We start from the raw sequence: 12,148 nt of genomic DNA on the forward strand, positions 1-12,148 counted from the left end.
AATAAAAAAACACCTACACATAAATTCGTGTAAGTGTCTGTAAGATTTAATGGCTGTATTGCTTATGTAAGCAGCCACATTGCCGTAGTTATTATAGAAAGTTTTAAACCACCACTCCTCAAAGTGGGTGTTCGCAAATGCTATCCTGTCTATCCTGAAGTCAAAAGAGTCCAGGCACGCCATTCCAACATCGATGTAAAACTCCCTGTATAAGTATAAAGGTTAAAACTTAATATTCGTACGTACAACGTAGCCTTATTGTTATCTTATAGTAAGTTAATGTGGAATGCAATAAAGTATGTTTTAAAAAAAAAGTCAAATGATTTGAATGGATATATTGAAGATTTTCAGTAGGATTTATTTCCAAAATAAAAAGCCTTCCTTATTAATCGGAAGCCTTCTGTTATTATTCAGTATGCTGTTGTAAAATGTTTTCCGTTAAAAGTGCTATATCGATGACCGTTTTTTCCGTAACAACATCTGATAAAATTTCGTTGCGGAAATAATCTACAGATATCGGGAGATCTATCAATAATAACTTACTAAGTGCTGTTTCATACATATGAACAAACTCTTTGTCTGTATTCCCGCGCTTCAGCTCTGCAAAAGACTCGTAAAACTGATCCAGCTTGTCAGCAAATTCAAGCAGTCGTCCTTCAATTGTCTCGTCTTTGCCTTCTTTCATACGGTCAAAAAATACATCCTGTAAGTCATGTGGAATTTCTTCCCGAATAAATTTCTCCATCATTTTTTCTTCGACATGTGAAAGCATTTGCTTTAGTTCAACACTTGCATGTTTGACAGGTGTTTTAATATCCCCGATAAACACTTCGGCAAAGTCATGATTGATCGTTTTTTCGTATAGCGATTTCCAGTCAATTTGACTGCCTGCACGTTCCTCCAGTGTTGCGAAGAACATCGCATACTGGGAAACTTTCCATGAGTGCGCTGCCACATTATGTTCTTCAAATTTAAAGCGACCTGGACAGCGGATGATGCGCTCTAAATCATTTAGACTTGTAAAAAATGTATGAATACCTATAATAATCACTCCTTTTAGCTTATATCATCAGTGTACTATTAGTTATACCCGAAAAATGTTTTTTTAAAAGTGTTTAACCAAAATTTAACGCAGCGTTTACATTAGGCATTATAATTTCTAATAATGAAAAACCTACAAAAGACTTGGTCCATTATCTAATAAAAGTTGGATTATCCAATATAGTATGTAGAACTTTTAAAATGTCTCCTCACACTTCGATTATGTGATTCCGAAGTGCGCCAATAACAGGCGCCTAATTTTTAATAAGTAAAAAGTGTTCTAATATTCTCTGTCTGTCGCAGCCATACCTGAATTTAAAAACAGAAAGGACGCTCACAATTTACGTGAGCGTCCTTTCTGTTTTTTTAAACTAAACCTGGACGTCAATCATTTGTCCTTTATAAGGGTGGGGTGCTGGAGTTGCTTGCGGTTGGGGCATAGCATCAATCATTTGAACAGCAGTCGCCGCACCGGTATTCATTGCCTTGTCTAAAATACTCATTTGCACAGTTTGCTGTAGTGATGCTAGCTGAGCTGACATAATGGCGTTTAATTCCATAGTTATCCCTCCTTGTCATTTATCCCGCATTAACGGGTAGTAATTTATCTGCCTCGAAAGCGAAGCGGCAGAGGTAAGGCTCCCGCCTCTAGATTTAAGCAGTGCGAAAAGAAATAGGCGGGAGATCAACTACCCGTAAAAGCCCGATTGGTTCGGGCCAACACGATGTTGGTCACACAAGTGTTGTCACAGGATGTGACGATTTTAACTTGTGTTCCTTCTAACTCAGTGGGATTGAGAAAAATCCTACTGTTTGAAGTTTCACTTTATATCGTCAAAATTGAAAGAATTATTAAAGGAACAAGGGGATTTGTAATAAGTCTGAAAACGAATTCCCAATTATTATTCGTTCTTATCCTGTCACTCCGCAAAAAAATGGTAAATCTATGTATAAATCGCTTCAAATTTAGTAATAATTATCCAAAAGCTCTGCAATGTGCTTGTAATGGAGGGTTCATATCCGCGTCATCGTGTTGCAATGTATTTGCTGTAAGGTTAATAGCAGAGTCGAAATAACCTAAATTTATTTGGAAAATATGGAGGGACAGAAATTTGACAAAGAAAAAATTAATGGCAGTTCTATTGGCAGGAGTATTCGCTACAGGGGGGCTATTTGCATCTCAAGCTTCTGCAGATACTTATACGATCCAACCTGAAGATACACTTTATAAAATAAGTAAACAGTTTCAAACATCAGTTGAAGAGATAAAGGAATTGAACAATTTAACGAGTAATACAATTTTTGTTGGTGATACATTAAAAATCGGGGGTCATGATGAGAAAGTATATACGATTGCACCAGGCGATACATTATTTCATATTGCATTAGCTCATGATGCAACAGTTGACCAGCTGCAGAAATGGAACAATATCAATTCGGACTTAATTTATCCGGGTGACTCCATTACAATATCCGGACCTCAACAGGAATACGCCAAGAGTGAAGTGAAAAGCGCGACAGGCGGCACACAGGCAAAAACAACAACAAGTTCAGCCCCTGATACAGGTAGAACGATGACTGTTGAAGCGACAGCGTATACAGCCTATTGTGAGGGATGTTCAGGAACAACGGCAAACGGTACGAATTTACGCGCCAATCCAGATTTAAAAGTAATTGCAGTAGACCCGCGTATCATTCCGTTAGGGACAAAAGTTTGGGTTGAAGGTTATGGAGAAGCCGTTGCTGCTGACACAGGCGGGGCAATTAAAGGCAATAAAATTGATGTATTTATTCCAGACTTAGGTAACGCCTATGAATGGGGCCGCCGTACAGTACAAATAAAAATTTTAGACTAATACGAAAAGAAGCTGCTCAATTTTTGGGTGGCTTTTTGTATATTCAGCCCTCTTTATTGAAATACTAGAAGCAAGGAGGGGATAGTGTGCGAGTAATTAGCTTATTCGTATGTGTACTATTATTAAGCGGATGTAATTTATTTCAAAAGGAAACCGTCCCGGTAAGTGCACCAGAAGCATTATCTGCGAAGGCGCAGATGTATGATACAAAGAACAACCTAGTTGGTGAAATCTTATTTAAAGAATCATCTAAAGGAGTCGAACTGACTGCTGTTTTAAATAATTTACCGCCGGGTGATCACGGAATCCACCTGCATGAAGTAGGGAAGTGTGACCCCCCTAGCTTTGAATCGGCAGGAGCTCATTTCAATCCAATGAAAAAGCAGCATGGCGTCGATAATCCAGAGGGCCCGCATTTAGGTGATTTACCGAATATTACTGCCGATGAAGCGGGTAATGTGGAGTTAAATTATGTGACAGCTGATTTTACACTTGAAAAAGGAAAAGAAAATTCGCTGTTTGATGCAGATGGAACTTCTGTTGTCATTCATGAAAAACCGGACGATTATAAAACAGATCCATCAGGAAATTCAGGTGCGCGAATTTTTTGTGGGGTAGTTGAGTAACGGCAAAAAACTAAGAAATGTTTAACACGAAAAATACCATTTCCTCCTAAAGGGAAAAGGTATTTTTTTCTGCTTAAGAGATTTTTTGTGTTAATAATATACAGAATATTTCAATAACATTATATATATTAGAAAAGTAATTTTATTCATTTTTTATGCATTATACGGCATGTATTAAAAGCTGAGAGTGATTTTAGAGTTGAAGGCTGTTAGTGAAAAGCATCATTTTATAGCACTTTTATGATTTTTATAGAATATTATAGCTAGCTTAATAATTAGATTTTTAAGATATTAATTGACTTTTGAATATTTGTGTATGTAAAATGAATTCTATAATAAGGTAAAAAGGGGGATAATTTCATGTTCAAATCTAAAAATATGCTTTTCTTATTAGCACTAAGTGCATTTATTTTAGTCCTTGCTGCATGTGGTGGGGATGATGATGCTGAAACATCAACTTCAACTGGTACTGAAACATCTACAGGTACTGACAAAACGGATTCTGGCTCTGAAAAGGCAGATTTCGGAGATGTTAGGTTTTTAAGTATCTTAACAGGTGGTACGCAAGGGACTTACTATCCATTAGGAGGAACTTTTGCGGATTTAATTACAACGGATACAGGGGTAAAAACAACTGCTGAGGTATCTCAAGCTTCTGCAGCAAACATGACAGCTTTAGCTGCAGGTGACGGTGAAGTTGCGTTCGTTCAAACAGATATCGCTTACTATGCAACTCAAGGAACTTTAATGTTCGAAGGGCAAAAAATTGACTCTGTAGTTGCATTAGGCGCTTTATATCCGGAAACAGTTCAATTAGTAACATTAGCTGATTCAGGCATTAAAACATTTGCAGATTTAAAAGGTAAAAAAGTTTCTGTAGGTGCACCAGGTTCTGGTACTTATGCAAACGCTGAGCAATTATTGGAAATCCACGGATTATCAATTAAAGATGATATTCAAGCACAAAACTTAGACTTCGGTGAATCTACTGACGGTATTCAATCAGGTCAAATTGATGCAGCATTTATTACAGCTGGTTACCCAACTGGTGCTGTTGAAGCTTTAAATGCAACAAATGGGGTGCACATCATTCCAGTTGAAGCAGACAAAGCGGCAGAGTTAATCGAGAAGTACCCGTACTATGCTGTGGATAATATTCCTGCTGGCACATACGGTTTAGAAGCAGAAGTTCCTGCTGTTTCTGTAGGTGCAATGTTAGCAGTAAATAAAGACCTGCCAGAAGATTTAGTGTATGCAATGACAAAAGCAATCTATGATAATACAGATAAAATTGGTCACGCTAAAGGCGAATTTATTAAAGCTGAAACAGGCTTAGACGGAATCGGTATTGACGTACACCCAGGTGCACAAAGATACTTTGATGAAGTGAAGTAATTAGGAAAATCAAAGGGCCTCTGTCGCAAAAATAGCTTCAGAGGCCTTTGTTGTATTTTCTATTTAAGCGAGTGATCATTCAAATGAAAAAATGGATTTTTATCATCCTGGTTTTTCTTAGTGTTATTGTTTGGTTTATTCCTTTTGAACGGAGCATAACTTTTACAGAGACAAGAGTTCAGAAGCCTGTTCAACATTTTTTGCCGTTGAAGGATGAAAATGAGTTTCAGATGATTTTTACTCATTCCATACATTTAACGGATGTAACAGAGAGTTATAAAGTGCTGCCTACAAATGAACTTCAGCTGCTTGCAATGGAGTATACGGATGTGGCAATAGGGATGCCAGGGCATGCTGAAGAAGGGCAGACACTACAATATGAAGATGGGGTCTATACACTTCAGTACAATGATGCAAAATTAGAAAATTTTACGTTACATATCGGGAATGTCGACTATAAATTAAATCTTCAGCATAGAGGGAAAATCATTCCTTTAAAAAAGCATTTAGTACGAGGGAAATCCTATATGGTAACAATTCAAAAATTGTCTTTATATGACAAATTGAAAGGAGTCGAATTAGATGACTGAGAAGAAAGTGGCGGTAGATACAGAAGCTTTACACGAATCACTTACTTTGGAACAGCAGCAAGAATTACTTGAAAAATATGATTTGGAATCAAATCAGCGTAACCCGCAAAATTTCATGAAGCATTTCATCTATTTTGGTTTACTTGCATTTACACTTTTCCAAGTTTACACAGCAATTTTCGGACAGTTTCCTGCACAAATTCAGCGTACGGTTCACATTGGATTTGCTTTGACGTTTGTGTTTTTACTCTTCCCAGCAAGCCGTAAGCTATCAAAACGGACAATTCCGTTTTATGACTATATTTTAGCTGTTATTGCTATTATTGTAGGGAGTTATTGGGTAATCAATTATGACCGGCTCGTTCAAAGTTTAGGTCAACTACAAACAATGGATTTCTATATCGGAATACTGGCAGTAATTATCGTATTGGAAGGTGCCCGTAGAGCGGTCGGTTTACCAATCACTATTATTGCCGGGCTGTTTTTACTTTACGCATTTTATGGTCAGTATATGCCGGACTTTATGGCACACCGAGGTCAAAGTTTGGATAGTATTGTGAACTTAATGTTCTTCTCGACAGACGGGATTTTAGGGACACCATTAGCAGTATCTTCTACATTTATTTTTGCGTTCCTATTATTCGGCGCGTTCCTTGTAAAAACAGGGGTAGGGGAATACTTTAATGACTTAGCTATTGCGATTGCCGGAAAATTAACAGGTGGTCCTGCAAAAGTTGCAATTTTCTCATCTGCACTGCAAGGTACAATTTCAGGAAGTTCTGTAGCAAACGTAGTAACTTCAGGTTCATATACGATTCCGATGATGAAACGTCTCGGCTACAACAAAAACTTTGCTGGTGCTGTAGAGGCATCAGCATCTACAGGTGGACAGTTAATGCCGCCGATCATGGGTGCTGCTGCGTTCTTAATGGTTGAGTTTATCGGTCGTGGTGTCACATATTGGGATATTGCCAAGGCTGCGGCTATTCCGGCAGTTCTATACTTTACAGGTATTTGGATCATGACACACTTTGAAGCAAAGCGTTTAGGATTACGTGGCTTAAAAGATGAAGAAATGCCAGATCGTTCTAAAGTATTCAAGAAAATTTATCTACTTATTCCGATTGTACTAATAATCATTCTAATGATGTCAGGTGTACCGGTAATTCACGCGGCGCTTTACGGAATTATTTCTTGTATAGTTGTCGGGTTCATTAATCCTGACGTGAAATTCGGCTTTAAAGAAATTATCGATGGAATGGTTGAGGGTGCACGCTCGGCATTAGCAGTTGCTGCTGCAACAGCTTGTGCGGGTATTATTGTAGGCGTTGTTGTAAAGACAGGATTAGGGCTGTCTCTTGCAAACAGCTTAGTAAAATTAGCAGGAGGCAGTATTATCCTTACATTATTCTTTGTAATGATTGCTTCGTTAATTTTAGGTATGGGTGCACCGACAACGGCAAACTATGTTATTACATCAACGATTGCTGCACCAGCAATCATTGCATTACTAGCGCCGGACGTAGCGGCAAGTGCAGCTCCACTGATTGTAGTTTTATCAGCGCACTTCTTCGTGTTCTATTTCGGTATTATTGCGGATATTACACCGCCTGTTGCGCTCGCCGCCTTTGCAGCATCCGGTATTTCTGGAGGAGATCCGATTCGTACTGGTGTGAACTCCGCGAAGCTTGCCATCGCGGCATTCATTATTCCGTACATGATTGTCTTCTCACCGGCACTGCTTATGATTGATGTAACGATCTGGCAAATTTTATGGGTAGTGTTCACTGCGATTATGGGTATGATTGCAATAGGTGTCGGAATTATTGGCTACTGGTACCGCCCTGTAAGCTGGATTGAACGTATTATTTTATTGGGTGCAGGTTTAGCAATGATTTACCCTGAATCACTGTCGGATACAATTGGACTTATTGTATTTGGAGTCATGTTCGTGATTCAATATATTACTAGAAATAAAGGGAACGGTTCCAAAGTGGCCATTTCATAAAAGTGAGGCGTCTGAAATTTATTTCAGGCGCTTTTCTATTTATCTCGAAAATAGATAGATTTAATACTTTTTATGCATTAAGTGCATTTATTTGTTGATTTTCTTGAAAAACCATTATATTATTTAAATTAATTAAAAATTCAAATAATTTAAAGGGGAGAAAATGATATGTCAACACTTTTAAAGTCGACGTTTGAAACTTACTTATTTGACGAAGAGGTGGAGTTTGAGTTAGCCGAGCAGCAAGAGGTTTCGGAAAGTGAAGAACGCACTCAATATCCGCAAGGGTTTTTCTCAAGCCTATAAAGGAGTTTTTAAAATGAATTTAAAAATATTACGGCGTCTATTCAACGAAACTGATTGGATAGATGTCGTTTTTTTAGGCACTAATAATGTAGTATGCAAAAATTGTACTGTATAATAGAAGTACTAAATAATATTCGAGGTGCGTTTCATGTTAGCGGTTAATTCTACAGAACAAATGATTTTTGATTGGTTTCAATATTTCCATGCAAACCCTGAAGTAAGCTGGAAAGAGATAAATACAACAGCAAAATTAGCAGAAATCTTAGATGATATGGGCGTCAGCTATAAAAAGTTTGATGATGTGACTGGTCTTGTCGCGGAAATCGGAAAAGGCGAAGAAACAATTGCGGTTCGTGCGGATATCGATGCACTATGGCAGGAAGTGGATGGGGTTATGCAGGCAAATCACTCTTGTGGACATGATGCAAACATATCAATTGTTTTAGGTGCGCTTTATGCATTAAAAAATGAACCTTTGAAAAAGAAAATCCGCTTTATTTTCCAGCCGGCTGAGGAAACAGGTGGCGGCGCATTGGCGATGATTGACCGAGGTGTAATGAAAAATGTTACCCATTTATTTGGTGTTCATTTACGTCCGATGGAAGAGCTGCCATTAGGGAAAGTATCACCTGCAATCTATCATGGTGCTGCAGCATTCTTAACTGGGACAATTACTGGTATTGATGCACATGGTGCTCGTCCTCACCAAGGGAAAAATGCAATTGATGTCGTTGTAGCGATTCAGCAAATGCTGAAAAATATCCATGTCGATCCATTTGAAGTATACTCAGCGAAGTTAACGAAAATTGTAGCAGATGGCGGAAGCGTCAATATTATTCCGGGAAATGCGACTTTCTCAATCGATGTACGTGCACAGAAAAATGAAGTATTGGCGCAAGTACAGCGTGATGTTGATAAAGGCTTGAAACAAATTGCAGCGATGTTCGATATTGGGGTTGGATGGGATTGGATGGACGTTACACCAGGCGCGGAAGTATCATCGGAAGCTGCAGCAATTGCAGAACGCTCGATTGTTGAAGCACTTGGAGAGAAAAGTCTGGCACCGGCAGTAGTAACACCAGGAAGCGATGATTTCCACTTCTATACGATTAAAAATACAGAGTTGAAGGCGACGATGATCGGCGTTGGCGCAGATCTTGGTCCGGGACTCCATCATCCGAAAATGACCTTTGATGCAAAGGCATTGCTCGATGGCGCCAAAGTGATCGCAACAACATTGAAAAACAGTGCAATGAAATAAGATGATAAGGCGATGCTATGAATTTTGTAGCATCGTTTTTTTCGTCGAGTGGTTGCAGCGATAATAGAAGGCCGGATATTAGAAACACGTGACCCCAAGCAAATCCTGCAAAATAAAAAAGTGCCGCGGTTAAACGGCATTTAAAACAAAACATTATTTCATCGGGCAAAATCCGCAAGCCATTAAGCCGGGGATGTCTTTTGAAAAACAGCAGCTTTTGCGAACAGGCTGATTGATGAGAGCAGAAGGGCTTTTTCCGCCTGTATAATTTAAAAACAGTGATTTGTCCGAGAAGTAACGCCAAACATTTTTATCTTCGAGCATGTCCAGGTCCTCGAAAGCACGGTCAGCCAATGCCGGATTTTCGAGTAATGTATGGAAGTGCCAAAGCATGTATCCGAAAATATTTTCCCATAAAGTCAGCGGCGAAATGGACGTTGTTTTCCGTAGCTGGCCAATAACAACAGATGTCTTATATAAAATATCCGCCATCACTCTTTCGCGCTCATCATCCTCCACATAACGGAAATCATTTGGGTTTATATACATCCCGAGTGTATGAATGCCGAACTCCTGAACAATAGCGAAACGCAAATCCTCTGGCTTGCCGTCCCAAACTTCATCATACGTAGTCAGCATATAAAACTGCATTGCGACAAACATGCCGTATCGACGTCCGAAGTGGGAGATGGCCGCAGCTTCCGTTGCAGCATTCGTGATGCCCATCATCAAATTGCGGAAATCCGTCAAATAGAAGTCTTTATGTAGATTCGCCAATGTAAATAATGGACGGTCAGGTTCTTCGGTAAAAATACTATAGGAATTTAATTGTCTTACCTGATCATAAGAAAGTGCAGGCATACGTATCACCTTTTCTAAAAAATATTTACATTTACTATACCATTTCTCTTCACAAACGCGGTAAAAAACGCTAAAATGAATAAAACATATAAGAAAGGTTGGTTTTAATGACAAAACCGATTTCTGTACCAAGACCATTAGTTCGTGTAAATCAGTGGGTTATATTTTTATCAGTCGTTATCACATGGGTGACAGGACAGTACTGGATTTTAGCGATACCGTTAATTGCAAATTTACTTGGGATTTTCACCGGGTTTAATCCAATTATGCGTTTTGCGAAAATATTTTTAACGAAAGACATCAAAACGTATATTCCTGAAGATATCGGACAGCAAAAATTCAATTCAGCGATTGCAAGCATTTGTCTGGCAGGTGGAATAGTAGGGTTTGCATTTGATTGGCCGGTCGTTGCATACAGCTTTACGATTATGGTGGCGGTTGCATCATTTGTAGCAATTTTAGGCTTTTGTATCGGCTGCTTTATGGTCTTCCAATACAAACAGTACCAATATCGACGTTCATTAAAAAATACTTAAAAAGATTTTTGGAAACGGGTTGACAATGATACTGATAATCATTATCATTATAACTGTAGCAAGAGCTTATTTGTAATACAGTACAAATAAGTCTGAGCTAACAACTTTTCTCCAGGAGTTTGTTAGCTCAGCCATAGCGTTCTAAACCCCCTCATTTAGAATGTAAGTTTGACTGAGTGTCAGACACTGAGTTTTTCACCCTTTATATTTTTCTTCTAGTTTTTCTTCCTTTGTTGGGAGACCCATTGCCCGTGTCGCTTACAGATACGGGTATTTTTGTGTATAAAAAATTTCTAAAACTTTTTTGAAACTTATTTTGAATTTCTCCGTCTGTACGTTGCTTAAATAAAAAATGTAGGCGGAGGAAATGATGAAAAAGTTAATTGCTGTAGGGTTTATCGCTGTATGCGTATTATTCCTGACAATTGAATATAGAGGTTCAAGTGAAAAGATTGAACGTGCAGTTGCAAATGAAAAGGATATAACAGCTATAGATAAAGGAACCCAAATAGAACAAACTACGCATCTATTTGAAAAAGTCATAGTACTGAATGAAGAACAGCCGATTTATATAAAAGGAAGTGCCCTCACGGAAATTGGAATTGTACATTCGAATACTTCTTTTGCCATCGTAGGAGAAGATGAACTTTATTACGAACTGCGATTCGGGAAAATTTCGGCTTTTATTAAAAAGGGAAGTGCCACTGTAGAAAAACGTCCCCTTGAGACGTTAGTTAATACAGAAATAACGAACTCAATTAAAACGACAGAACAAATAAATGTATATGAAGAAAAAAATCTTAAGAGCAGTGTGTTGCTGCAGCTTTCACAGGGTTTTCGTTACCCGATCGTGGGGGAGCTTGACGGTTGGTTTGTCATAAAAGTAGGAGAACGTGCCGGTTATATACATAAAACATCAGTTGAAATAGATGAAGGAATTCCAGTTTTAGTGTATCATCATATTTTGCCGAAAGAAGAAATGGTGACAAATGCGAGTACGGTTTCTGTACAATCATTTGAACAGCAAATGGCCTTTTTAGCTGAAGAGCAATTTACAACAATTTCGACAACGCAGCTTTATGATTATTTGGAAGGTCGCCAAATTTTACCGGTTAATTCAATCCTCATTACATTTGACGATGGTTTATTATCGACAAAGGTCTATGCTTACCCAATTTTAAAGGAACATGGATTTTCTGCGGTACAGCATATTATATCTTCTCGTACAGAGCGCTTTGAAGGTGAACAAGTTTTTGACGCCAAAGGACCCCTTCAATTTTTCACGGCCGAAGAGATGCAGCAAATGACGGACGTGTTTCAATACGAAGCGCATACACATAACTTGCATCAGTTCAGCAAAGGGGCAGGAATCGCATTAGAGTTGTCATCCGCTGACATTGCGAAGGATTTGCAGCAAAATGTAAATATGCTGACGAATGCGACTTCTTTAGCGTATCCATTTGGTCATTACGATGAAGATATGATCGCAGCGATGAAGGAAGTAGGGCTGTTAATCGGTTTTACTACAAATGAAGGCTATGCTAATATGCAGCAGTCAAATTATGAGGTCAATCGTTTCGGCATAACGGAAAATAAAACATTTGAACAGTTCACGTCCTTTGTAAAGGGGGTGGACTGGTCTTAAGGATATAAGAAGGTGTTAATCGT

At 38.5% G+C, this 12,148-nt stretch carries 12 protein-coding genes and 1 other RNA gene; 9 read left to right on the forward strand and 4 right to left on the reverse strand.

All coding sequences use genetic code 11. The features are described from left to right. Nucleotides 1-67: 67 nt before the first annotated feature. The 3 genes from ssrS to AC6CH1_RS14795 form a co-directional block, all read right to left on the reverse strand. A non-coding RNA gene (ssrS, locus tag AC6CH1_RS14785) (6S RNA) lies at nt 68-259 on the reverse strand. Nucleotides 260-406: 147 nt separating this feature from the next. Continuing rightward, nucleotides 407-1,051 carry a YfbR-like 5'-deoxynucleotidase gene (locus AC6CH1_RS14790; protein ID WP_427711843.1) on the reverse strand — a complete coding sequence of 215 codons (645 nt, stop codon included), beginning with the start codon at nt 1,049-1,051 and terminating at the stop codon, nt 407-409. A 361-nt stretch (nt 1,052-1,412) separates the two neighbouring features. Continuing rightward, a complete protein-coding gene (locus AC6CH1_RS14795) occupies nt 1,413-1,583 on the reverse strand; it encodes a YjfB family protein (RefSeq protein ID WP_427711845.1) in 171 nt (56 codons plus the stop codon). Between the two features lie 570 nt (nt 1,584-2,153). On the opposite strand from AC6CH1_RS14795, the gene AC6CH1_RS14800 reads away from it, so the two are divergent. The 7 genes from AC6CH1_RS14800 to AC6CH1_RS14830 all read left to right on the forward strand — a co-directional run bounded on the left by AC6CH1_RS14800 (nt 2,154) and on the right by AC6CH1_RS14830 (nt 9,083). Then, nucleotides 2,154-2,897 (forward strand): 3D domain-containing protein, encoded by a 744-nt coding sequence (locus AC6CH1_RS14800; protein ID WP_427711847.1) that lies wholly within the window; start codon nt 2,154-2,156, stop codon nt 2,895-2,897. 86 nt (nt 2,898-2,983) lie between these two features. Beyond that, nucleotides 2,984-3,523 (forward strand): superoxide dismutase family protein, encoded by a 540-nt coding sequence (locus AC6CH1_RS14805; protein ID WP_498318233.1) that lies wholly within the window; start codon nt 2,984-2,986, stop codon nt 3,521-3,523. 360 nt (nt 3,524-3,883) lie between these two features. Beyond that, nucleotides 3,884-4,918 carry a TAXI family TRAP transporter solute-binding subunit gene (locus tag AC6CH1_RS14810; RefSeq protein ID WP_498318235.1) on the forward strand — a complete coding sequence of 345 codons (1,035 nt, stop codon included), beginning with the start codon at nt 3,884-3,886 and terminating at the stop codon, nt 4,916-4,918. Between the two features lie 230 nt (nt 4,919-5,148). Further along, nucleotides 5,149-5,508, forward strand: coding sequence for a DUF1850 domain-containing protein (locus AC6CH1_RS14815; RefSeq protein ID WP_251690560.1), 360 nt, complete (start codon nt 5,149-5,151; stop codon nt 5,506-5,508). After that, complete coding sequence (locus AC6CH1_RS14820) at nt 5,501-7,516, forward strand: TRAP transporter permease (protein ID WP_251690561.1); 2,016 nt, start codon at nt 5,501-5,503, stop codon at nt 7,514-7,516. Before AC6CH1_RS14815 ends, AC6CH1_RS14820 begins: the two co-directional genes overlap by 8 nt. A 168-nt stretch (nt 7,517-7,684) precedes the next feature. After that, nucleotides 7,685-7,822, forward strand: coding sequence for a hypothetical protein (locus AC6CH1_RS14825; RefSeq protein WP_251690562.1), 138 nt, complete (start codon nt 7,685-7,687; stop codon nt 7,820-7,822). A gap of 148 nt (nt 7,823-7,970) precedes the next feature. Next, a complete protein-coding gene (locus AC6CH1_RS14830; RefSeq protein ID WP_498318237.1) occupies nt 7,971-9,083 on the forward strand; it encodes an amidohydrolase in 1,113 nt (370 codons plus the stop codon). Nucleotides 9,084-9,236: 153 nt separating this feature from the next. Here the strand turns inward: AC6CH1_RS14830 and AC6CH1_RS14835 are convergent, their stop codons facing one another. Next, the gene (locus AC6CH1_RS14835) at nt 9,237-9,944 is read right to left on the reverse strand and encodes a Fe-S oxidoreductase (RefSeq protein ID WP_427711855.1); all 708 of its coding nucleotides are present in this window, start codon (nt 9,942-9,944) and stop codon (nt 9,237-9,239) included. A 107-nt stretch (nt 9,945-10,051) separates the two neighbouring features. Between AC6CH1_RS14835 and AC6CH1_RS14840 the strand changes: the two genes are divergently transcribed. Together AC6CH1_RS14840 and AC6CH1_RS14845 are read left to right on the forward strand one after the other, a co-directional pair. After that, the gene (locus tag AC6CH1_RS14840) at nt 10,052-10,480 is read left to right on the forward strand and encodes a DUF4395 domain-containing protein (protein WP_251690564.1); all 429 of its coding nucleotides are present in this window, start codon (nt 10,052-10,054) and stop codon (nt 10,478-10,480) included. 370 nt (nt 10,481-10,850) lie between these two features. After that, entirely contained in the window at nt 10,851-12,125 is a 1,275-nt protein-coding gene (locus AC6CH1_RS14845) for a polysaccharide deacetylase family protein (RefSeq protein ID WP_498318239.1), read from the forward strand. Nucleotides 12,126-12,148 lie beyond the last annotated feature (23 nt).

This window comes from Solibacillus sp. GQ1, assembly GCF_059758555.1.

Coding starts and splice junctions, on each gene's coding strand:
- AC6CH1_RS14795 (WP_427711845.1), bottom strand. CDS start 1,583: ATGTCAGCTCAGCTAGCATCACTACAGCAAACTGTGCAAATGAGTATT.
- AC6CH1_RS14810 (WP_498318235.1), top strand. CDS start 3,884: ATGTTCAAATCTAAAAATATGCTTTTCTTATTAGCACTAAGTGCATTT.
- AC6CH1_RS14815 (WP_251690560.1), top strand. CDS start 5,149: ATGATTTTTACTCATTCCATACATTTAACGGATGTAACAGAGAGTTAT.
- AC6CH1_RS14820 (WP_251690561.1), top strand. CDS start 5,501: ATGACTGAGAAGAAAGTGGCGGTAGATACAGAAGCTTTACACGAATCA.
- AC6CH1_RS14825 (WP_251690562.1), top strand. CDS start 7,685: ATGTCAACACTTTTAAAGTCGACGTTTGAAACTTACTTATTTGACGAA.
- AC6CH1_RS14830 (WP_498318237.1), top strand. CDS start 7,971: ATGTTAGCGGTTAATTCTACAGAACAAATGATTTTTGATTGGTTTCAA.
- AC6CH1_RS14835 (WP_427711855.1), bottom strand. CDS start 9,944: ATGCCTGCACTTTCTTATGATCAGGTAAGACAATTAAATTCCTATAGT.
- AC6CH1_RS14840 (WP_251690564.1), top strand. CDS start 10,052: ATGACAAAACCGATTTCTGTACCAAGACCATTAGTTCGTGTAAATCAG.
- AC6CH1_RS14845 (WP_498318239.1), top strand. CDS start 10,851: ATGAAAAAGTTAATTGCTGTAGGGTTTATCGCTGTATGCGTATTATTC.